This window comes from Pseudomonas sp. IT-196MI5 (assembly GCF_949767415.1).
Taxonomy (GTDB): Bacteria; Pseudomonadota; Gammaproteobacteria; order Pseudomonadales; family Pseudomonadaceae; genus Aquipseudomonas.
Genome location: NZ_CATKPZ010000083.1, coordinates 65,919 through 88,210, shown reverse-complemented (window position 1 = coordinate 88,210; position 22,292 = coordinate 65,919). Strand labels below are relative to the sequence as shown.

14 protein-coding genes are annotated in these 22,292 nt (G+C 60.7%); 7 read left to right on the top strand and 7 right to left on the bottom strand.

Going from position 1 to position 22,292, the window contains the following annotated elements; all coding sequences use genetic code 11:
- Positions 1-51 precede the first annotated feature (51 nt).
- Complete coding sequence (gene rmf, locus ACM6IK_RS27425; RefSeq protein ID WP_003223300.1) at positions 52-267, bottom strand: ribosome modulation factor; 216 nt, start codon at positions 265-267, stop codon at positions 52-54.
- Between the two features lie 528 nt (positions 268-795).
- Between rmf and rlmKL the strand changes: the two genes are divergently transcribed.
- Positions 796-3,066 carry a bifunctional 23S rRNA (guanine(2069)-N(7))-methyltransferase RlmK/23S rRNA (guanine(2445)-N(2))-methyltransferase RlmL gene (gene rlmKL, locus ACM6IK_RS27420; protein ID WP_414876795.1) on the top strand — a complete coding sequence of 757 codons (2,271 nt, stop codon included), beginning with the start codon at positions 796-798 and terminating at the stop codon, positions 3,064-3,066.
- A gap of 212 nt (positions 3,067-3,278) precedes the next feature.
- On the top strand, positions 3,279-5,678 hold the full coding sequence (locus ACM6IK_RS27415) for a diguanylate cyclase (protein ID WP_414876794.1): 2,400 nt from the start codon (positions 3,279-3,281) through the stop codon (positions 5,676-5,678).
- A gap of 124 nt (positions 5,679-5,802) precedes the next feature.
- Here ACM6IK_RS27415 and dacB read toward each other — a convergent pair whose 3' ends face one another.
- A complete protein-coding gene (gene dacB / locus ACM6IK_RS27410; RefSeq protein WP_414876793.1) occupies positions 5,803-7,263 on the bottom strand; it encodes a D-alanyl-D-alanine carboxypeptidase/D-alanyl-D-alanine-endopeptidase in 1,461 nt (486 codons plus the stop codon).
- Between the two features lie 234 nt (positions 7,264-7,497).
- Between dacB and ACM6IK_RS27405 the strand changes: the two genes are divergently transcribed.
- Positions 7,498-7,842, top strand: coding sequence for a YggL family protein (locus tag ACM6IK_RS27405; RefSeq protein WP_108218900.1), 345 nt, complete (start codon positions 7,498-7,500; stop codon positions 7,840-7,842).
- 160 nt (positions 7,843-8,002) lie between these two features.
- On the opposite strand, the gene ACM6IK_RS27400 is transcribed toward ACM6IK_RS27405, so the two are convergent.
- Complete coding sequence (locus tag ACM6IK_RS27400; RefSeq protein WP_108218899.1) at positions 8,003-9,196, bottom strand: benzoate/H(+) symporter BenE family transporter; 1,194 nt, start codon at positions 9,194-9,196, stop codon at positions 8,003-8,005.
- Positions 9,197-9,490: 294 nt separating this feature from the next.
- Here ACM6IK_RS27400 and ACM6IK_RS27395 point away from each other — a divergent pair, with 294 nt between their 5' ends.
- Complete coding sequence (locus ACM6IK_RS27395; protein ID WP_150715740.1) at positions 9,491-10,255, top strand: GntR family transcriptional regulator; 765 nt, start codon at positions 9,491-9,493, stop codon at positions 10,253-10,255.
- A 172-nt stretch (positions 10,256-10,427) separates the two neighbouring features.
- On the opposite strand, the gene guaD is transcribed toward ACM6IK_RS27395, so the two are convergent.
- The 4 genes from guaD to xdhA all read right to left on the bottom strand — a co-directional run bounded on the left by guaD (position 10,428) and on the right by xdhA (position 16,547).
- The gene (gene guaD, locus ACM6IK_RS27390) at positions 10,428-11,732 is read right to left on the bottom strand and encodes a guanine deaminase (RefSeq protein ID WP_414876792.1); all 1,305 of its coding nucleotides are present in this window, start codon (positions 11,730-11,732) and stop codon (positions 10,428-10,430) included.
- An 8-nt stretch (positions 11,733-11,740) separates the two neighbouring features.
- Complete coding sequence (gene xdhC / locus ACM6IK_RS27385) at positions 11,741-12,583, bottom strand: xanthine dehydrogenase accessory protein XdhC (RefSeq protein WP_414876791.1); 843 nt, start codon at positions 12,581-12,583, stop codon at positions 11,741-11,743.
- A 117-nt stretch (positions 12,584-12,700) separates the two neighbouring features.
- Entirely contained in the window at positions 12,701-15,100 is a 2,400-nt protein-coding gene (xdhB, locus tag ACM6IK_RS27380; RefSeq protein WP_414876790.1) for a xanthine dehydrogenase molybdopterin binding subunit, read from the bottom strand.
- On the bottom strand, positions 15,093-16,547 hold the full coding sequence (gene xdhA, locus ACM6IK_RS27375) for a xanthine dehydrogenase small subunit (RefSeq protein ID WP_414876789.1): 1,455 nt from the start codon (positions 16,545-16,547) through the stop codon (positions 15,093-15,095). Before xdhA ends, xdhB begins: the two co-directional genes overlap by 8 nt.
- A gap of 267 nt (positions 16,548-16,814) precedes the next feature.
- On the opposite strand from xdhA, the gene ACM6IK_RS27370 reads away from it, so the two are divergent.
- The 3 genes from ACM6IK_RS27370 to zipA all read left to right on the top strand — a co-directional run bounded on the left by ACM6IK_RS27370 (position 16,815) and on the right by zipA (position 22,084).
- Positions 16,815-17,474, top strand: a complete 660-nt coding sequence (locus tag ACM6IK_RS27370; protein ID WP_414876788.1) for a GntR family transcriptional regulator — start codon at positions 16,815-16,817, stop codon at positions 17,472-17,474.
- A gap of 2 nt (positions 17,475-17,476) precedes the next feature.
- Positions 17,477-20,965 carry a chromosome segregation protein SMC gene (smc, locus tag ACM6IK_RS27365; protein WP_414876787.1) on the top strand — a complete coding sequence of 1,163 codons (3,489 nt, stop codon included), beginning with the start codon at positions 17,477-17,479 and terminating at the stop codon, positions 20,963-20,965.
- 258 nt (positions 20,966-21,223) lie between these two features.
- Positions 21,224-22,084 (top strand): cell division protein ZipA, encoded by an 861-nt coding sequence (gene zipA / locus ACM6IK_RS27360; RefSeq protein ID WP_108218890.1) that lies wholly within the window; start codon positions 21,224-21,226, stop codon positions 22,082-22,084.
- Positions 22,085-22,292: the final 208 nt, after the last annotated feature.

Genomic DNA, 22,292 nt, shown 5'->3' with positions numbered 1-22,292 from the left:
GTTAATTCAGTACAAAATCAGATTGTCGTGTCGGAGTGTTTTGCCCTGTAATTAGCCGACGGCGTGAAGTTCGTTGAGTCTGTGGATTCCCGCAGTGCCGGTCATACCGTCCCAGTTGTCGCCGCGTCCTTCTCGCCAGCCGTTGATCCAGGCTTGACGTACCGACGGTAGAGTAAATGGGCAAAGCTCACGGGATTTACCACCAACGCCATATTGATATCCGCGCAAAAATGCTCTTTCCAACGGATCACGCTTAAGTCTTCTCATAGGGTGTTGCCCTCACTTGTTGACTGTATTTATCGCGTCGACCTCAATTGAGGTCTGGCAGAAAACTCTGCCGTTGGGGGCTCGTTGCCGGCGTGACGAGCCAAGGTGTTGGCGTCATTGCGGCGCCAACCTGAGTTGAGTTCTAACCAATGCGTCACATCGAGGGAATGATCGTTTTGTCATAAGGACGTAACTGTTCATGTGTTAAGGCCATAAGTAACAGCGTGTTTTACCGTATTTATTGGCCAAACCCCGGTATGATCGGCCCTGCGCTGGATGATGGGCTTAATCCTTTAGTGAGAATGGCTCCTGTTGCCGGGAAGCACTATTCGACGAAGGGTCAACTTATGACATTTTGTTGCATCAACTTTTTTATCTGTCCTTGCATCTAAGCTCTTTTAACCTGGGCAGCAAGGGTGGAACGGCACACCTTCGTGCCACGCGGGCGCTCTTCGAGAAAAGCGCCTGATTGAAAACCGGACCGGCAATGCGTTGCCCGGTCACTCAGCTAAAGGTTCTGGAATTCCCATGTCCGATCGTTTCGAACTCTTCCTCACTTGCCCAAAAGGCCTTGAAGGCCTGCTCATCGAGGAAGCCGTCGGGCTTGGCCTTGAGGAAGCGCGGGAGCACACCTCGGCCGTGCGCGGCATGGCCACCATGGAAACCGCTTATCGCCTGTGCCTGTGGTCGCGCCTGGCCAACCGTGTGCTGCTGGTGCTCAAGCGTTTTCCGATGAAGGACGCCGAAGACCTGTACCACGGCGTGCTGGACATCGAGTGGCAAGACCACATGCTCAATGACGGCACCCTGGCCGTCGAATTCAGCGGCCATGGCTCGGGTATCGACAACACCCACTTCGGCGCGCTGAAGGTCAAGGACGCCATCGTCGACAAGCTGCGTACCCCGCAAGGCGACCGTCCGTCCATCGACAAGCTCAACCCGGACCTGCGCATTCACCTGCGCCTGGACCGTGGCGAAGCCATTCTGTCCCTTGACCTGTCCGGCCACAGCCTGCACCAGCGCGGCTATCGCCTGCAGCAAGGTGCGGCACCGCTGAAGGAAAACCTCGCGGCCGCCATCCTGATCCGTTCCGGCTGGCCACGTATCGCGGCTGAAGGCGGCGCGCTGGCCGACCCGATGTGCGGTGTCGGTACCTTCCTGGTCGAAGCCGCGATGATCGCCGCCGACATCGCGCCGAACCTGCGTCGCGAGCAGTGGGGTTTCACCGCCTGGCTCGGTCACGTCCCGGCGCTGTGGAAAAAACTCCACGAAGAAGCGTCCGAGCGCGCCGCTGCCGGTCTGGCCAAAACACCATTGTGGATTCGCGGCTATGAAGCCGATCCACGGCTGATCCAGCCGGGTCGTAACAACGTCGAGCGTGCCGGCCTGAGCGAGTGGATCAAAATCTACCAGGGTGAGGTCGCGACTTTCGAGCCGCGCCCGGACCAGAACCAGAAAGGCCTGGTGATCTGCAACCCTCCATACGGCGAGCGTCTGGGTGACGAGGCGAGCCTGCTCTACCTCTACCAGAACCTTGGCGAGCGCCTGCGTCAGGCCTGCCTGAACTGGGAAGCGGCGGTGTTCACCGGCGCGCCGGACCTGGGCAAGCGCATGGGTATCCGCAGCCACAAGCAGTATTCGTTCTGGAACGGCGCCTTGCCGTGCAAGCTGCTGCTGATCAAGGTGCTACCGGACCAGTTCGTCACCGGCGAGCGTCGTACCCCGGAGCAACGCCAGGTCGAGCGTGAACAGGCCGCCTACGATCAGGCGCCGAACGAGCCGCAGGAACGCAAGTTCAACAAGAATGGCAACCCGATCAAACCGACGCCGGTACCGGCTCCGGTGATCGAGCAGCCGCGCCTGAGCGAAGGCGGGCAGATGTTCGCCAACCGCCTGCAAAAGAACCTCAAGGCCCTGGGCAAGTGGGTCAAGCGTGAAGGCATCGACTGCTACCGCGTGTATGACGCCGACATGCCGGAATATTCCATGGCCATCGACCTGTATCACGATTGGGTTCACGTCCAGGAATACGCCGCGCCGAAATCCATCGATCCGGAAAAGGCCTCGGGCCGTATGTTCGATGCCCTGGCAGCCATCCCGCAGGCATTGAGCATCGACAAGAGCCGTGTGGTGGTCAAGCGCCGCGAGCGTCAGAGCGGCACCAAACAGTACGAGCGCCAGGCGGCGCAGGGCAAGTTCGTCGAAGTCAATGAAGGTGGTGTGAAGCTGCTGGTGAACCTCACCGACTACCTCGACACCGGTCTGTTCCTCGACCATCGGCCGATGCGCATGCGTATCCAGAAGGAGGCGGCCGGCAAACGCTTCCTCAATCTGTTCTGCTACACCGCAACGGCCAGTGTGCATGCAGCCAAGGGCGGCGCGCGCAGCACCACCAGTGTCGACCTGTCGAAAACCTATCTCGACTGGGCGCGGCGCAACCTGTCGCTGAACGGTTTTTCCGACAAGAACCGCCTGGAGCAGGGCGATGTGATGGCGTGGCTCGAAGCCAGTCGTGACGAGTACGACTTGATCTTCATCGACCCGCCGACGTTCTCCAACTCCAAGCGCATGGAAGGCGTGTTCGACGTGCAGCGTGACCAGGTGCAACTGATTGACCTGGCCATGGCGCGACTGGCACCCGGCGGCGTGTTGTACTTCTCCAACAACTTCCGCAAGTTCGAACTGGAGGCCAACCTCGGCGAGCGTTATGCGGTCGAAGAGATCACTGCCCAGACCATCGACGCGGATTTTTCCCGCAACGCCAAGATCCATCGCGCCTGGAAAATCATGGCTCGTTGACACCTGGATCTGTGTAGGAGCGAGCTCTGCTCGCGATGGTCGACAACGATAACGCGTGCTTTCTGAATGCACGCGGTGTTCTTGAGTCCATCGCGAGCGATCGAGCGTCGACCGGCTGCTCCTACAGTGCTGGTCAAATTAGTGGCTAATAGCTATAACTCAGTCCATGGCCAAAGGGCTTCTCCGCACCTGGCGTTTTGAGTTTGCGTTTTATGTCGTTGCACGCCGTGCGCCCCAAGATTCTGGGATTTATCAGCGAAGATATTTCGGCCTGGCTGGTCGCGCTGTTGGTATTGCTGGTCGGCGGGGTGCTTACCGGGTTACTGGCGTGGTCGACGCTCAACCTGTTTCACCATCAATTGCGGCAACGTTTCCAACTGCTGGCCAGTGAGCGTTACAGCCGTATCGAAGAGCGTTTTGAAGATCAGGAGCAGCGTCTCGATGGCCTGCGCCGGTTTTTCGCCAACTCCGATTCGGTTTCTCGAGCGGATTTCGACGGTTACACCCAGCCTTTACTGCTGCGAACCCAGGCTTATTCCTTTGCCAAACGGGTCACTCGTGACGAGCGGGCGGCGTTCGAGGGGCGAGTGCGTGACGAAGGCTTGAGCAGCTTCACCCTGAGAGAACTCAACGCTGACGGCCAATTGCAACTGGCCGGCGAGCGAGATGAATACGTAGCGGTCCTGTATAGCCAGACACAAAGCAGACTCGGCTCCCCCCTCGGTTACGACTTGCTGGCCCAGCCGCTACGGCGTGCCACGCTCGATCGGGCCGATCAGCGTGGTGGCATGGCAGTGTCGCAACCGATGCAACTGGTGAATATCGAGCCGACTTATGCGCGCGGCGTGCTGCTGGTCGCGCCGGTCACGCAACATAACAGTCAGGACCACAAAGCCACGAAACCCTACGGTTATGTCATGGCAGTGATCAGCATGCGCCAGTTGCTGGCGGACGGACTGCCGGAAGTGAGCCGTGACTATCTCTCGGTGCGCATCCTCGATTTGTCGAGCGCCGAGCAGCACGAGGTGCTGTTCGAGTCGGCCAACCCGCCGGCTATCAGCGAGTTGTCCGCCACGCGCCTGCTGCGCATGGCCGACCATGACTATCAAGTCGATATACAGCCCAGCGACGCGTTCGTGCAGGCCAACCATTCCTCCGTGACCAGTCTGGTGGTGTTGGGTGGTTTGCTCAGCGTGTTGCTCAGTGCCTTGCTGTATGTGCTGGTCAGTCAGCGGCAGCGGGCGCTGAAACTGGTCGAGCAACGTACCCGGGAGCTGCGGGATCGAGAACAGGAACTGCGTGGCACCCATGGCCAGTTGCGTGGCGTGCTGAATGCCGCCACTCAGGTTGCGATCATCGCCACCGACCTGCGTGGCGTCATCAGCACCTTCAACGCCGGTGCCGAGCAGATGCTCGGCTATACCAGTGCCGAGGTGGTGGGGCGCATGACCCTGGAGAACCTGCACCTGTCCCGGGAGCTGGTCGCTCGCTCGGCGGAGTTGAGCGCACGCTATGGCAAGCCGGTGCCAACCTGCCACGCGATGCTGGTCGAAGGCGACGTGGAGGGCGCCCACGAGGCGCGGGAGTGGACGCTGACGCGCGGCGATGGCAGCCATTTGATGGTCAACATGCTCGCCACGCCAGTGCTCGACGAGCAAGGCCTGTGGGTCGGGCACCTGGCGGTGTGCATCGACATCACCGAACGCAAACGGGTCCACGAAGCGCTCGCGGCGCGGGACCTGCTGTTGAAGAAACTCAGTGCCCACGTGCCCGGTGGCATCTACCAGTTCAAGATGGAGTTCGACGGACGCTTCAGTGTGATCTATGCCAGCGACGGCATTCGCGAGATCTACGAACTCGAACCCGACGTGCTGGTGCTCAATGCCGAAGCGATCTTCACCCGGATTCACCCTCTGGACACCACCCGTGTCCGCGCCTCGATCCGCGCCTCGGCCGACACCCTCAGCCCCTGGCGCGAGGAATACCGGGTGCAACTGCCGCAACGTGGTTTGCGTTGGGTGCGCGGCGAAGCCACTCCGGAGGAACTGCCCGGTGGCGGCGTGCTGTGGCACGGCTACATCTCGGACATTTCCGATATGAAGCGGGTGGAAGAAGAACTGCGCGCGTTGTCGGTCACCGATTCGCTGACCGGTATCCACAACCGGCGTTATTTCCAGGAACGCCTGACCACCGAAATGGCCCGGGTGGAGCGTGGCGGTGGGAATCTGTCGGTGATCATGCTCGATATCGACCATTTCAAGCGCATCAATGACCTGCACGGCCATGCCATCGGTGATCGGGTGTTGCAGGCAGTGTGCGAACGGATCGGTCGCCGGCTGCGCCGTACCGATGTGTTCTGCCGCCTGGGCGGTGAGGAGTTCATGGTGCTGTGCCCGGATATCAGCGGCGAACATGCCTACGTGTTGGCCCGGCAATTGTGGCAAGGCTTGCGCAGTTCACCCATTGAAGATGTCGGTACGGTCACCGCCAGTTTCGGGATTGCCAGTTGGCGGGCCGGGGAGGGCGCCGATGCCTTGCTGTTGCGCGCGGATTCGGGGGTCTATGCGGCGAAGCAGGCGGGAAGGGATCGGGTTGAGGCGGAGCTGAATTAGACGGGCAGTCTACTGACCCTGTGGGAGCGAGCTTGCTCGCGATGGCGGTCAGTCAGTCACATCAATGCTGACTGAACTGTCGCAATCGCGAGCAAGCTCGCTCCCACAGGGGACTGCGTTGTGCTTAAAGTACCGAAGCCGTCTGCGGCATTTTCGGTTGGCGGTACAGGTCCAGCAGCACCTGATCGAGCACCGAAGAGGCGCCGAACGGGGCCTTGTCGTTGAGGATCGCCACCACCGCCCAGGTGTTGCCGTTGACGTCGCGACTGAAACCGGCAATCGCCCGCACGGTGTTCAGGGTGCCGGTCTTGACGTGGGCTTCACCGCGCATGGCCGTGGTCTTCAGGCGCTTGCGCATGGTGCCGTCGGTGCCGGCAATCGGCATCGAACTGATGTACTCGGCGGCATACGGGCTGTGCCAGGCAGCTTCGAGCATCGAGGCCATTTCCCGGGCGCTGACACGCTCGGCACGGGACAGGCCGGAACCGTTCTCCATCACCAGGTGCGGCGCGGTGATGCCTTTTTTCGCCAGCCACTGACGCACGACCCGCTGGGCGGCCTTGGCGTCGTCACCATCGGCATCGGTGCGGAAGCGTTGGCCCAGGCTCAGGAACAACTGCTGGGCCATGGTGTTGTTACTGTACTTGTTGATGTCGCGGATGATTTCCGCCAGGTCCGGCGAGAACGCCCGGGCCAGTACCTTGGCGTCCTTAGGTGTTGGTGCCAGCACATCCTTGCCCTGAATGCTGCCACCCAGTTCCTTCCAGATCGCGCGGACGGCGCCGGCGGTGTAGGTCGCGTGGTCGAGCAGCGACAGGTAAGTCTGCGAGCTGCAGCCTTCACCCAGTTGGCCGCCGACCGTCACGGTCATGCTGCCATCCGCCTGCGTCACCGGGTTGTAGCGCACGCCGCCGGTGCATTGTTTGGAATTGAGGGCCTTGACCTGGTTGTCGATGCGGATGCTCGCAATCGGCGGTTCCACCGAGACCAGCACCTTGCCCAAGTCATTGCGTGCGACGAAGCGCAGCGCCTTGAGGTTGACCAGCAGCGAGTCGGGTTTGACCAGGAACGGCTTGTTCTCGTCGTTGCCGTCGTCATTGAACTCCGGTAGTTGCGGTTGCACGAAAAAGGTTTTATCCAGCACCAGGTCGCCGGTGACCTGGGTCACGCCGTTGGCACGCAGGTCACGCATCAGCAGCCAGAGTTTTTCCATGTTCAGCTTCGGATCGCCGCCACCCTTGAGGTAGAGGTTGCCGTTGAGAATGCCGCCACTCAAGGTGCCGTCGGTGTAGAACTCGGTTTTCCACTGGTGGTTCGGGCCGAGCATTTCCAGGGCCGCGTAGGTGGTGACCAGTTTCATGGTCGACGCCGGGTTGACCGAGACGTCTGCGTTGAACACTGTCGGGGTGCCAGGGCCGGTGAGCGGGATCATCACCAGCGACAGGGCGTTGTCCTGCAACTTGCTGGCTTTCAGGGCTTTTTCAACGTTGGGCGACAACGCGGTATTGATGGGAGCTGCGCAAACGGGAAGGGCCAGGGGGAGAAGAAAACCGGCCAACAGCAATGGACGCAAAGATTTGATCATCTGAAATAAAACCCTACAGTCGAGGGGAAATAAGGTGAGGGCATGGAGATAAATTCCCTCAATGGTCATGAAAGTGTCGGCATTATGCCCCAAGGTGTCACCGCTTGTGCCGTGCGCGGGCATTCTGATCGGCTATTTTTTTACCGACGGTAGGCATCGTGGCCCAGAGAGTCAGGCAATCGGCGGCTTAAACTGCTAAAGTGCCGGCCGTTATTACTTAAGAGGATTGTTTCAATGGCGACTAACCGTTCCCAGCGTCTGCGCAAAAAACTGTGCGTCGATGAATTTCAAGAGCTGGGTTTCGAACTGAACCTGGATTTCAAAGAAGATTTGGCTGATGCAGCCATTGATGCTTTCCTCGACGCGTTCCTCAAAGAAGCCATGGAAGCCAACGGTCTGGGTTATGTTGGCGGCGACGACTACGGTCTGGTTTGCCTGCAGAAGCGTGGCTCGGTCAGCGCTGAACAGCGCGCTGCCGTTGAAGCCTGGCTCAAAGGCCGCACCGAGCTGACCAGCGTTGAAGTCAGCCCGCTGCTGGACGTCTGGTACCCGGAAAAGCCGATCAATCCGGTAGCTTGATGTTCTAAAAAAACGGCGACCCAAGGGTCGCCGTTTTTTTTTGCTTTTTTTTGTAGGAGCGAGCTTGCTCGCGATGAACCTGAGAGCACTGCGGGGTGTCAGGTTTCCAGCGTTATCGTTGACGACCTTCGTCGGAACGCCGCCCGGAGCAAGCTCGCTCCTACAGGGCCTTGCGCCAGTTCAGGATCAGCAGCGTCACCACCCCCGCGACAATCCCCCAGAACGCCGAACCGATGGAAAACAGCGTCAAGCCCGATGCCGTGACCATGAAAGTGATCAGCGCTGCTTCACGTTCCTTCACTTCGCTCATGGCGATGCTCAAGCCGTTGATGATCGAGCCGAACAGTGCCAGCGCCGCAATCGACAGCACCAGTTCCTTGGGTAGCGCGGCAAACAATGCTGCGAGCGTCGCGCCGAACACTCCGGCGATCCCGTAGAAAACCCCGCACCAGACCGCAGCGGTATAGCGCTTGTGGCGATCCTCATGGGCGTGCGGTCCGGTGCAGATCGCTGCGCTGATCGCCGCCAGATTGATCCCGTGGGAACCGAACGGTGCCAGCAGCAAACTGGCGATGCCGGTGGTGGTGATCAGCGGCGAGGCGGGCACCGTGTAGCCGTCGGCGCGCAATACGGCGATACCGGGCATGTTTTGTGAGGTCATGGCGACGACAAACAGCGGGATGCCGATGCTGATGGTCGCGGCCAGGGAGAAGTGCGGCGTGGTCCAGACCGGCGTGGCCACTTCCAGGTGGAAACCGCTGAAGTCCAGCAGCCCCATGAAGCCTGACAATGCCGTGCCGATCAGCAATGCCGCCAACACTGCATAGCGTGGCGACAGGCGCTTGACCACCAGATAAGTGACAAACATCCCCAGTACCAGGGCGGTGCGGTGTTGCGCTGCGACGAAAATCTCGCTGCCGATCTTGAACAGGATCCCCGCCAGCAGGGCGGCGGCCAGGGATGCGGGAATCTTTTTCATCAGCCGTTCGAAGCTGCCGGTCAGCCCGCAAATCGTCACCAGCACCGCGCAGGTAATATAGGCACCGATGGCTTCGCCATAGCTCACGCCGCCCAAGCTTGTGATCAGCAGCGCGGCGCCGGGGGTCGACCAGGCAATGGTGATCGGCGTGCGATATCGCAAGGACAGGCCGATGGAGCACACCGCCATGCCGATCGAGATGGCCCAGATCCACGAAGAAATCTGCCCGCTGCTCAGGCCCGCCGCTTGCCCGGCCTGAAACATCAGCACCAGGGAACTGGTGTAGCCGGTCATCATGGCGATGAATCCGGCGACGATGGCCGAAGGCGAGGTGTCGGCCAACGGGCGGATTTGCATGTGCGTGGCGTCGTTCATGACGGGGGTGTTCCTTATAAGGATGAAAATATCCGAAATCCTGCTCGCCCCTGTAGGAGCTGGCTTGCCGGCTCCTACAATGGATCTGTTCAATCCACGGATTTCGGGTTTAAGCCTAAACTCAAAAGTAACCAGACGTTGCGATACAGCCGAAGCAACATTCAGCCGTACAGTCGTGTTGCCACCGTCCATTGTGTACAATCGATATGTTATTTACGCGATACTTGCCAGCGACCCACCGTGCCGTCATACAGTCACCGTCAATTCGCCGCAATTCTTCCGACTCGAGTGCCCATGAACGAACAGTTGCAACCCCTAAAGAAACAACCGCGAGCAGGCAAAGCCGGCCGCAGCGGTACCCAGGACGATATTGTCTACGCGCATATCTTCGAGGCCATCCTCGAACAGCGCCTGGCGCCCGGCACCAAGTTGAGCGAAGAAGCGCTGGGGGAAATTTTCGGGGTCAGCCGCACCATCATTCGCCGCGCCTTGTCGCGCCTGGCCCATGAAGGCGTGGTGCTGTTGCGTCCGAACCGCGGTGCCGTCGTCGCCAGTCCGAGTGTCGAAGAGGCGCGCCAGGTGTTCATGGCCCGGCGTCTGGTCGAGCGCGCGATCACCGAATTGGCGGTGCAGCACGCAACCGCCGAGCAGATTGCCGAGTTGCGCCAGATGGTCAACGACGAGCGCGACAGCTTTTCCCGTGGTGACCGTGGTGCCGGCATCCGCCTGTCGGGCGAATTCCACCTGAAACTGGCCGAAGCGGCGAAAAACGCCCCGTTGATCAGTTTCCAGCGCAGCCTGGTGTCCCAGACTTCGCTGATCATCGCCCAGTACGAAAGCGGCAACCGCTCCCACTGCTCCTACGACGAGCACACCCAGTTGATCGACGCCATCGAGAAGCGCGACGGTGAACTGGCGGTGAACCTGATGATGCATCACATGGATCACATCGACAGCAAGCTCAACCTCGACGAGGAAAGCGCTTCGGATGATCTGCATGCGGTGTTCTCGCATTTGCTGCAGACCAAGAAGCCTGGGCGGTCGCCGGCGAAAATCTAACACCGCCCCTGTAGGAGCGAGCCTGCTCGCGATGGTCGTTAACGATTACGCGGGAAGCCTGACACCCCGTGGCGCCCTCGGGTTCATCGCGAGCAGGCTCGCTCCTACAGAGGATCAAAAAAATCCCCCGGAATCTGATGATCACGGGGGATTTTTTTATGCCCGGAAGAATTTAGCGCTGATGCACCAGATTCCCCGCCGCATACGTCTGCAGCACAGTCCGGTCATCACCCAGGGTCATCAACACAAACAACGTCTCGGCGATGTTATTGGCCTGCTTCAGGCGATAGCCCAGCAGCGGCGTGGCGTTGTAGTCCAGCACCAGGAAGTCGGCGTCGGTGCCCGGTTGCAGGTTGCCGATCTTGTCTTCCAGGCGCAGCGCGCGGGCGCCGCCGAGGGTGGCCAGGTACAGCGACTTGAACGGGCTCAGGCGCGCACCTTGCAGTTGCATGACCTTGTAGGCTTCGTTGAGGGTTTGCAGCAGCGAAAAACTGGTGCCGCCGCCGACATCGGTGCCGATGCCGACATTGAGCTTGTGCTTCTCGGCCATCGGCAGGTTGAACAGGCCGCTGCCGAGGAAGAAGTTCGAGGTCGGGCAGAACGAGATGGCCGAACCGGTTTCTGCCAGCCGCGCACACTCTTCATCGCACAGGTGCACACCGTGGGCGAACACCGAGCGCTCGCCGAGCAACTGGTAGTGGTCATAGACGTCCAGGTAGCCCTTGCGCTCCGGGAACAGCGCCTTGACCCACTCGATTTCCTTGAGGTTTTCGCTGATGTGGGTCTGCATGTACAGATCCGGGTATTCGCTCAGCAACTGGCCGGCCAGGGTCAGCTGTTCCGGGGTGCTGGTCGGTGCGAAGCGTGGGGTGACGGCGTAGTGCAGGCGACCCTTGCCGTGCCAGCGCTCGATCAGCGCCTTGCTTTCCACGTAGCTGGATTCGGCGGTGTCGGTCAGGTAGTCCGGGGCATTGCGGTCCATCATCACCTTGCCGGCGATCATCCGCAGGTCGAGCTGCTCGGCCGCTTCGAAGAACGAGTTCACTGATTGCGGGTGCACGCTGCCGAATACCAGCGCAGTGGTGGTGCCATTGCGCAGCAGTTCCTTGATGAAAATGTCCGCGACCTGGTCGGCGTGGGCCTTGTCGGCGAACTGGCTTTCGCACGGGAAGGTGTAGGTGTTGAGCCAGTCCAGCAACTGCTCGCCATAGGCGCCGACCATGCCGGTTTGCGGCAGATGGATATGGGTGTCGATGAAGCCGGGAGTGATCAGTGCGTCCTGATAGTGGGTGATTTCGACGTCAGCCGGCAGGGTCGGCAGCAATTCGCTGGCGTGGCCGAGGGCGCTGATCTGGCCGTTATCCACAACCAGCAAGCCGTCTTCGAAATACTCGTAGGAGGCTTCGATACCAACGATGGCGGGGTCGGCGATGCTGTGCAGGATGGCGGCGCGGTAGGCTTTGCGAGTCAGTGGCATGGGGATTCTCAATGGGAGGCCTGGCTGCGGCGTGACGCAGGCAGCAGTTTGGCAATCGATCCGGCGCTGGCGGTGTGCTGCCCGAAGTTCGCGTTATAGGTGGCGATGATTTCGCCGGCGATGGAGATGGCGATTTCCACAGGCAGCTTGCCTTTGACTTCGCCGATGCCCATCGGGCAGCGCATGCGTTGCACGACGCTGTTGTCGAAACCGCGCTCGCGCAGGCGATGTTCGAACTTCACCCGTTTGGTCTTCGAGCCGATCAGGCCGAAGTAGGCGAAGTCGTTGCGCTTGAGGATCGCAGCGGTCAGTTCGAGGTCGAGTTGATGGTTGTGGGTCATCACGACGCAATAGCTGCCGGCGGGCAGGTCATCGATTTCATCCACCGGTTCTTCGCTGACGATCTTGCGCACGCCGTGGGGGATCTGCTCAGGGAATTCATCTTCCCGCGAATCGATCCAGCGTACCCGGCAGGGCAGGCTGGCGAGCAGCGGCACCAGTGCGCGGCCGACATGACCGGCTCCGAACACGGCGATCTGCGCCTGCACCTGGCCCATCGGTTCGAACAGCAATACCGTCGCACCACCGCAGCATTGGCCGAGGCTGGCGCCGAGGCTGAAGCGCTCCAGATGCGTGTCCTGCTTGCCGCTGGCCAGCATCTCGCGGGCGATCTTCATGGCCTTGTATTCCAGGTGCCCGCCACCGATGGTGTCGAAGCTCTGGTTCGCGCTGATGACCATCTTCGAGCCAGCGTTGCGCGGCGTCGAGCCGAGCTCTTCGATGATGGTCACCAGCACGCAGGGCTCACCCCGGTTTTGCAGGTCGGCGAGGGCGTCGATCCAGTTATACATAAACACCTCAACATCTCTGTTGTCTGTTCGGGCCTCATCGCGAGCAGGGCTCACTCCTACACTTGGAATGCATTCCCCTGTAGGAGTGAGCCTGCTCGCGATAGGCGCGCCTCGGTCTTAGAGCGAAGCCAACTCGGTCTCAGACTCGACAGCCTTCGCCGCCTTCAGCTGGCGCATCTGCTCACAACCCCACAACACCCGCTCCGGAGTCGCCGGTGCGTCGATTTTCGGTTGATGTTTGTAATCACCCAGGCTCGCCACGGCGTCCTTGATCGCACACCAGGAGGCAATGCCGAGCATGAACGGCGGCTCACCCACGGCCTTGGAATGGAACACCGTGTCTTCCGGGTTCTTGCGGTTTTCCACCAGCCTGACGCGCAGGTCCAGCGGCATGTCCGCCGCGGTCGGGATCTTGTAGCTGGCCGGGCCGTTGGTCATCAGCTTGCCCTTGTCGTTCCACACCAGCTCTTCCATGGTCAGCCAGCCCATGCCCTGGATGAAACCGCCCTCGACCTGACCAATGTCGATGGCCGGGTTGAGCGAGGCGCCGACGTCGTGGAGGATGTCGGTGCGCAGCATCTTGTATTCGCCGGTCAGGGTATCGACCAGCACCTCGCAGCACGCCGCGCCGAAGGCGAAGTAGTAGAACGGACGGCCACGGGCCTGGCTGCGGTCGTAGTAGATTTTCGGGGTCTTGTAGAAGCCGGTGCTCGACAGCGACACCTGGGCGAAATACGCCTGCTGGATCAGTGCTTCGAAGGTCAGGATGTGATCGCGGACCCGCACGTGGCCGTTGTGGAATGCCACGTCTTCTTCGCTGACCTTGTATTGGCGAGCGGCGAATTCCACCAGGCGTTTCTTGATGGTTTCAGCCGCGTTCTGCGCAGCCTTGCCGTTCAGGTCGGCACCACTGGAAGCGGCGGTCGGCGAAGTGTTCGGCACTTTGTCAGTGTTGGTCGCGGTGATCTGCACGCGGTCCATTTCCACCTGAAACACTTCGGCCACGACCTGCGCGACCTTGGTGTTCAGGCCCTGGCCCATTTCGGTGCCGCCGTGGTTCAAGTGGATGCTGCCGTCGGTGTAGACGTGCACCAGGGCACCGGCCTGGTTGAGGAAGCTGGCGGTGAAGGAAATACCGAATTTCACCGGGGTCAGCGCCAGGCCTTTTTTCAGGATCGGGCTGTTGGCGTTGTAGCGACGAATCGCTTCGCGACGCTCGGCGTACTGGCTGCTTTCTTCCAGTTCGGCGGTCATCTCTTCGAGCATGTTGTGCTCGACGGTCTGGTAGTAGTGGGTGACGTTGCGCTCGGTCTTGCCGTAGTAGTTGGCCTTGCGCACGGCCAAAGGATCCAGGGCCAGATGGCGAGAAATGGCGTCCATCACTTCTTCGATGGCGACCATGCCTTGCGGGCCGCCGAAACCACGGTAGGCAGTATTCGACGCGGTGTTGGTCTTGCAGCGGTGACCGTTGATGGTCGCATCGCCCAGGTAGTACGAGTTGTCCGAGTGGAACATCGCCCGGTCGACGATCGACGCCGACAGGTCAGGCGAGCAACCGCAGTTGCCGGCCAGTTCCAGGTTGATGCCGTGCAGGCGGCCGGTGCTGTCGAAACCGACGTCGTACTCGACATAGAACGGGTGACGCTTGCCGGTCATCAGCATGTCTTCGACGCGCGGCAGGCGCATCTTGGTCGGCTGGCCGGTGAGGTGCGCGATCACCGCGCACAGGCACGCCGGGCTCGCCGCCTGGGTTTCCTTGCCGCCGAACCCGCCGCCCATGCGGCGCATGTCGACGACGATCTTGTTCATCGACACGTCCAGCACTTCGGCCACCAGCTTCTGCACTTCGGTGGGGTTCTGCGTGGAGCAGTAGACGATCATGCCGCCGTCTTCGGTCGGCATCACCGAAGAGATCTGGGTTTCCAGGTAGAAGTGCTCCTGGCCGCCGATGTGCAGGGTGCCCTGGATGCGGTGCTCGGCGGTGGCCAGCGCCGTGGCCGAATCGCCGCGTTTGTGGGTGTGGCTGTCGAGTACGAAGTGGCGTTTGCGCAGGGCTTCGACCACATCCAGCACGGGCTCGAGGTCTTCGTATTCGATGATCGCGGCCATGGCCGCTTTGCGCGCGGTTTCCAGGTCTTTCGCAGCAACGGCGACCACCGGTTGACCGACGAATTGCACGGTATCGATGGCCAGCAGCGGATCGCCGGGCAGCAATGGGCCGATGTCTTTCAGGCCCGGCACGTCTTCGTGGGTGATGGCGATGCGCACGCCTTCGAAGGCGTAGCACGGCGAAGTGTCGATGCTGATGATCCGGGCGTGGGCGCGGTCCGACATGCGCGCATAAACGTGCAACTGGTTCGGGAACTCCAGGCGATCGTCGATGTACTGCGCTTCACCGGCCACATGCTTGGCGGCGCTGTCGTGCTTGACGCTGCGGCCGACACCGGTGGTCAGGTCCTTGGCGAACAGTTCAGCCAGTTCGGCTTGGGTCTTCTCTACGGCGTGATGATTAGACATAAGCGGTCACCCGAGTCTCGATGTGCGGTGTTTGCAGTTCAATGAAGTATTTGCGCAGCAGGTTCTGCGCGCTGAGCAGGCGGTATTCCTTGCTGGCACGGAAGTCCGAGAGCGGCGTGAAGTCTTCGGCCAGGGCAGCGCTGGCACGCTCGATAGTGGTGCTGTTGAATGGCGAGCCGAGCAACGCGGCTTCGCAAGCAGCGGCGCGTTTCGGGATGGCCGCCATGCCGCCGAAGGCGACGCGGGCTTCAGCGACCACGCCGTTCTCCAGGCGAATGTTGAAGGCTGCACACACGGCAGAAATGTCGTCGTCCAGGCGCTTGGAAACCTTGTAGGCGCGGAACAGTTTTTCGACGCTGGCGCGCGGCACGATGATCTTCTCGATGAACTCGCTTTCCTGGCGCGCCGTGACGCGGTAATCGATGAAGTAGTCTTCCAGTGCCAGGGTGCGGCGGGTTTCGCCTTTGCACAGCACGATTTGCGCGCCGAGGGCGATCAGCAGGGGCGGCGAGTCACCGATCGGCGAAGCGTTGCCGATGTTGCCGCCAAGGGTGCCCTGGTTGCGAATCTGCAAGGACGCAAAGCGGTGCAGCAATTCACCGAAGTCCGGGTACTCGGCGTTCAACGCCTCGTAGCAATCGGAAAGGGCGGTGGCGGCGCCGATTTCCAGGCGATCGTCAAAACGTTCGATGCGCTTCATCTCGGCGACGTTGCCGACGTAGATCATCACCGGCAGGGTGCGGTGGAACTGTGTGACTTCCAGCGCCAGGTCAGTACCGCCGGCCAGCAGGCGGGCCTGTGGATAAGCGTCGTAGAGGTCGGCCAGGTCGGCCACGGTCAGCGGCACCAGGCAGCGCTTGTCGCCGCTGTTGAGTTCGCCGATATCGGTCGGGGCAATGGCTTTCAGGCGCGCGATGGTGTCGGCCTCGCGGGCGTCGAACTGATCCGGTTGCTTGGCGCAGCAGGACTGCTCGGCGGCTTCCAGGATCGGCCGGTAGCCGGTGCAGCGGCACAGATTGCCGGCCAGTGCTTCGTGGGCCTTGGCATGGTCCGGTGCGTCGCTGTTCTTTTGCAGGGCAAACAGCGACATCACGAAGCCGGGGGTACAAAAGCCGCATTGCGAGCCATGGCACTCGACCATGGCTTTCTGCACGCTGTGCAGTTCACCCTTGTGCTTGAGGTCCTCAACGCTGATGAGCTGTTTGCCATGCAGGGACGACACGAACGTCAAGCACGAGTTGAGGCTGCGATAGCGAATGTGTTCACGGCCGTCGTCATCAGTCTGCAATTCGCCGACCACCACGGTGCAGGCGCCGCAGTCACCGCTGGCGCAGCCTTCTTTGGTGCCGGGCTTGCCCACATGGTCGCGCAGATAATTGAGCACGGTCAGGTTCGGGTCCAGGGCGTGCTCGCTACGGAGTTCCTGGTTTAGTAAAAACTGGATCACGGAAGGCCTCGCAGACTCATTATTGTTGTTAACCGATAGAAACCGAATTTAGCAGGTCTGACTTTTCGGTCAATGATTTTCTGACTTAAAGGTCAGGAAAATGCATTTTTTCGATTAACCACCTGTTCCCTAATTATTGTCGCTGGTTCGATCGCCTGCTTTTTAGCTTGAATCGTGCCAAAAACCTCCGGACGGGCACTCCGCCCTGATGCGGCAATTGCGCTACACTGCGCCGCTTGTACAGATCGAAGAGTTTGAAGGACAACCATGACGTTCAAGGCGCCGGACAGCCTCGCCGAGCAAATCGCTCACCACCTCGCCGAACGTATCATTCGCGGCGAAATGAAGCCCGGAGAGCGCATCCAGGAACAGAAAGTCACGCTGGCCCTCAATGTCAGCCGTGGTTCGGTTCGCGAGGCCTTGCTGATCCTCGAGCGTCGGCACCTGATCGCGATCCTGCCGCGACGTGGCGCCCACGTTACCGAACTCACCTCGCACAAGGTGCGGAGCCTGTGCACATTGATGAGCGAGCTCTACATTCTGCTCGGTAACTCGGTGGCCAGTAGCTGGAAAACCCAGGCCGACATGGCGCCGTTCGTGCAGATCCAGCAGCGCCTGACGGCCAGCTACGAGCGTCAGGACATCCGCACCTTCGTCGACGACAGCTTCAATGTGATGCGCGCCGCGTATCCATTCGCCAACAACCCGTACTTGCAGGAAACCGTCGAGAATCTGCAGCCGGCCATGAGCCGCGCGTATTTCCTTGCCCTGGACCAGCGCAAAGCGTCGATGAGCGAATTCCTCGAGCTGTTCGAGCGTTTGCTCGCTGCGGTGCTGGCCCGTGATTTTCCGCAGATTCGCGAAGTGCTGACGGCTTACGCCCAGCGCAGTTGCGATCTGGTGGTTTCTGCCCTGACGGACGCCTGAGCGTGCGGCTCAAGTGCATCAAACTGGCGGGGTTCAAGTCCTTCGTCGACCCGACCACGGTGAACTTCCCCAGTAACATGGCGGCGGTGGTCGGGCCCAATGGCTGCGGCAAATCGAACATCATCGACGCCGTACGCTGGGTGATGGGCGAGAGTTCGGCGAAGAACCTGCGCGGCGAGTCGATGACCGACGTCATCTTCAACGGCTCCACCAGTCGCAAACCGGTGAGCCAGGCGAGCATCGAACTGGTGTTCGATAACTCCGACGGGACGCTGCTCGGCGAGTACGCCGCCTATGCGGAAATTTCCATTCGTCGCAAAGTGACCCGCGACAGCCAGACCACCTATTACCTCAACGGCACCAAATGCCGGCGCCGCGACATCACCGATATCTTTCTCGGCACCGGCCTCGGCCCGCGCAGCTACTCGATCATCGAGCAGGGGATGATCTCCAAGCTGATCGAGTCCAAGCCCGAAGACCTGCGTAACTTCATCGAAGAAGCCGCGGGCATCTCCAAGTACAAGGAGCGCCGGCGCGAGACGGAAAACCGCATCCGCCGCACCCATGAAAACCTGGAGCGCCTGACCGACCTGCGCGAAGAGCTTGAGCGCCAGCTCGAACGCTTGCACCGCCAGGCGGAGGCCGCCAAGAAGTATCAGGAATTCAAGGGCGAGGAGCGTCAGCTCAAGGCCCAACTGTCCGCCCTGCGCTGGCAGGCGCTGAACGATCAGGTCGGCCAGCGTGAAGCGATCATCGGCAACCAGGAAGTTTCTTTCGAAGCCCTGGTGGCCGAACAGCGCAATGCCGATGCGAGCATCGAACGCCTGCGTGACGGCCACCACGACCTCTCGGAACGCTTCAATCTGGTGCAGGGGCGTTTCTACTCGGTCGGCGGCGATATTGCCCGGGTCGAGCAGAGCATCCAGCACGGTCAGCAGCGTTTGCGCCAGTTGCAGGACGACCTGAAAGAGGCTGAGCGCGCACGCCTGGAAACCGAATCGCACCTGGGCCACGACCGCACGCTGCTGCTGACCCTCGGCGAAGAGCTGGACATGCTTACCCCGGAGCAGGAAGTCACCAGCGCCGCCGCCGAAGAGGCCGCTGCCGCGCTGGAAGAATCCGAAACCACCATGCACGGCTGGCAAGAGCAGTGGGATACGTTCAACCACACCGCGGCCGAACCACGACGTCAGGCTGAAGTGCAGCAATCGCGGATCCAGCAGCTGGAAACCAGCCTGGAGCGCCTGGCCGATCGCCAGAAGCGTCTTGGCGAAGAGCGCGCCTTGCTCTCGGCGGACCCGGAAGACGCGGCGATCATGGAACTCAGCGAGCAGCTCGCCGAATCCGAAGCGACCCTTGAAGATTTGCAGACCAGCGAAGAAGCGCAGGTCGAAAAGCTCGAACAGTTGCGTCAGGAACTGCAGCAGGCGCTGACGGCGCAACAGCAGGCCCAGGGCGATTTGCAGCGCCTCAACGGTCGGCTGGCTTCACTCGAAGCCTTGCAGCAAGCCGCGCTCGATCCGGGTACCGGCACCGCCGAATGGCTGCGTGAACAGAATCTTGCGAATCGCCCGCGCCTGGCCGAAGGCCTGAAGGTTGAGGCCGGTTGGGAGCTGGCGGTGGAAACCGTGCTTGGCGCCGACCTGCAAGCGGTGCTGGTCGACGATTTCAACGATTTCGATTTGTCCGGGTTTGCCCAGGGCGACTTGCGCTTGCTCAGCCCGGCCAGCGATGGCGTACGGGTGCCGGGCAGCTTGCTGGGCAAGGTCGAGGCGCAGATTGATCTGTCGCCGTGGCTGGGGCAGGTCAAGCCGGTCGACAGTCTCGAACAGGCCCTGGCCTTGCGCGGTCAACTGGCTGCCGGGCAGAGCCTGATCAGCCGCGACGGTTACTGGGTCGGTCGGCATTTTCTGCGGGTGCGTCGGGCCAGTGAAGCCGAAAGTGGCGTGCTCGCCCGTGGTCAGGAAATCCAGCAACTGGGCCTTGAGCGCGAAGAGCGCGAAGCCGCGGTCGAAACCCTGGAAACCCGGCTGCAGAATCTCAGGGCGCAGCAGCGTCAGCAGGAAAACGGTCGCGAACATTTGCGCCGTTTGCTGCAGGACGAAGCCCGCCAGCAAGGTGAGCTGAAAGCCCAGTTGTCCGCCGGCAAGGCCAAGGCCGAACAATTGACCCTGCGCCGAACCCGCCTCGACGAAGAGCTCACCGAGCTGGACGAGCAGCGGGCTCTGGAACACGAGAACATCGGCGAAGCGCGCCTGCAGTTGCAGGAAGCCCTCGACAGCATGGCGCTGGACACCGAGCAGCGTGAGTTGCTGTTGGCCCAGCGCGACAGCCTGCGTGAACGTCTGGACCGGGTGCGACAGGAAGCCCGGCAGCACAAGGATCACGCCCATCAGTTGGCGGTGCGTCTGGGCTCGCTCAAGGCGCAGCATGATTCGACGCGCCAGGCGCTGGAGCGACTGGAAATGCAGTCCGAGCGCCTGACCGAAAAGCGCGAACAACTGAGCCTCAATCTGGAGGAGGGCGAGGCGCCACTGGAAGAACTGCGTCTGAAGCTCGAGGAGTTGCTCGACAAGCGCATGACCGTCGACGAAGAACTCAAGACTGCACAGATCGCCCTCGAAGACGCCGACCGCGAACTGCGCGACGCCGAGAAACGCCGCAGCCAGGCCGAACAACAATCCCAGTTGATTCGCAGTCAGCTCGAAACCCAGCGCATGGAATGGCAAGCCCTGAGCGTACGCCGCAAGACCTTGCAGGACCAATTGCTGGAAGACGGCTACGATCTCCATGGCGTACTCGCGACGTTGACCGCCGAGGCCAGCGAGAAGGATGCCGAGGAAGAGCTCGAGCGCATCGCTGCGAGGATCCAGCGCCTGGGCGCGATCAACCTGGCGGCCATCGATGAGTACCAGCAACAATCGGAACGTAAACGTTATCTGGATGCGCAGAACGACGATCTGGTGGAAGCGCTCGATACCCTTGAGAACGTGATTCGCAAGATCGACAAGGAAACCCGTAACCGTTTCAAGGATACCTTTGATCAGATCAATGGCGGTTTACAGGCGCTTTTCCCAAAAGTTTTCGGTGGAGGCCGCGCGTATTTGGAACTGACGGGCGAAGATTTACTCGATACAGGGGTAACAATCATGGCGCAGCCGCCCGGAAAGAAGAACAGCACCATCCATTTGCTCTCCGGTGGCGAAAAAGCCCTGACCGCATTGGCCCTGGTTTTTGCGATCTTCAAGTTGAACCCGGCGCCGTTCTGCATGCTCGATGAGGTTGACGCGCCACTGGATGACGCTAACGTTGGACGCTACGCGCGATTGGTAAAAGAGATGTCACAGACAGTGCAGTTCATCTATATCACCCACAACAAGATCGCCATGGAAATGGCCGAGCAACTGATGGGAGTGACGATGCACGAACCCGGTTGTTCGCGTCTGGTGGCAGTGGATGTCGAGGAGGCGATGGCAATGGTGGATGCCTGAGTCGTGGTTGCAGGAAAGAGTGTTTACGGTTTGTAGGACTCTTTTACTGGCTTCGACTTGCTGGCCAATCGACATATTCGCGCTAGCCAATGTGGTAGACGGTGTAAAGTTACCTTTGGTCGTGCTAGTTTAATGTCAATTTTTCGTATACGTGGGCAAAACGCCTGTCAGAACATAGAGTTGGCGCCACGTTTTAAAGCGGTTTGCAGGTTGTAAACCCCTTATTTTTCAGCATTTTTCATAGAGGCACGGGATTACATGGAAATCGGTCTGCGCGAGTGGCTGATCGTCATCGGCATTATTGTCATTGCCGGTATTCTTTTCGATGGCTGGCGCCGTATGCGCGGCGGCAAGGGAAAACTGAAGTTCCGTCTTGATCGAAGTCTGTCCAGCCTGCCGGACGAGGAAGGCAGCACCAGCGCCGAGCTGCTGGGCCCGCCGCGCGTGCTGGACACACATAAAGAGCCGCAACTGGACGAGCAGGATCTGCCGTCGGTGAGCATGCCGGCCCGCGAGCCTCGCGAGTCGGGGTCCAAGCGCGGCAAGCGTGGCCACGGCGAGCCTTCCCAGGGCGACATGAACCTCAGTCTGGATCTGGACGGTGGCCCGAGCTTCAGCAGCCGCGACGACGACTTCCCGGATGACACCAAGGCATCGCCTTCGGTCAATGGCAAAGAACAACCGCAAGCTGAAGAAGTGCTGGTGATCAGCGTGATCTGCCGCGACGCTGCCGGCTTCAAGGGGCCGGCACTGTTGCAGAACATTCTGGAGAGCGGCCTGCGTTTCGGCGAGATGGATATTTTCCATCGTCACGAAAGCATGGCCGGCAACGGCGAAGTGCTGTTCTCCATGGCCAACGCGGTCAAGCCTGGCGTATTCGACCTGGATGACATCGACCACTTCAGCACCCCGGCGGTGAGCTTCTTCCTTGGTCTGCCAGGCCCGCGTCATCCCAAGCAAGCCTTCGATGTGATGGTGGCAGCGGCGCGCAAATTGTCCCAGGAACTCAACGGCGAACTGAAGGACGACCAGCGCAGCGTACTGACCGCCCAGACGATCGAGCACTACCGTCAGCGCATCGTGGAATTCGAACGCCGCGCCCTGACCCAGAAACGTTGATTGAATGGCTGGGCAGGCTTCTGTGGCGAGGGGGCTTGCCCCCGTTGGGCTGCGAAGCAGCCCCATTCAACTACACCGAGTTTGCCGGTTTTTACGACGGCTTCGCCGCCGAACGGGGGCAAGCCCCCTCGCCACAAAGTGCAAGCCTTCGGGCTATCGTGATTAAAAAATTGAGCAGCCTCGGCTGCTCTTTTGCTTTATGAGAGAA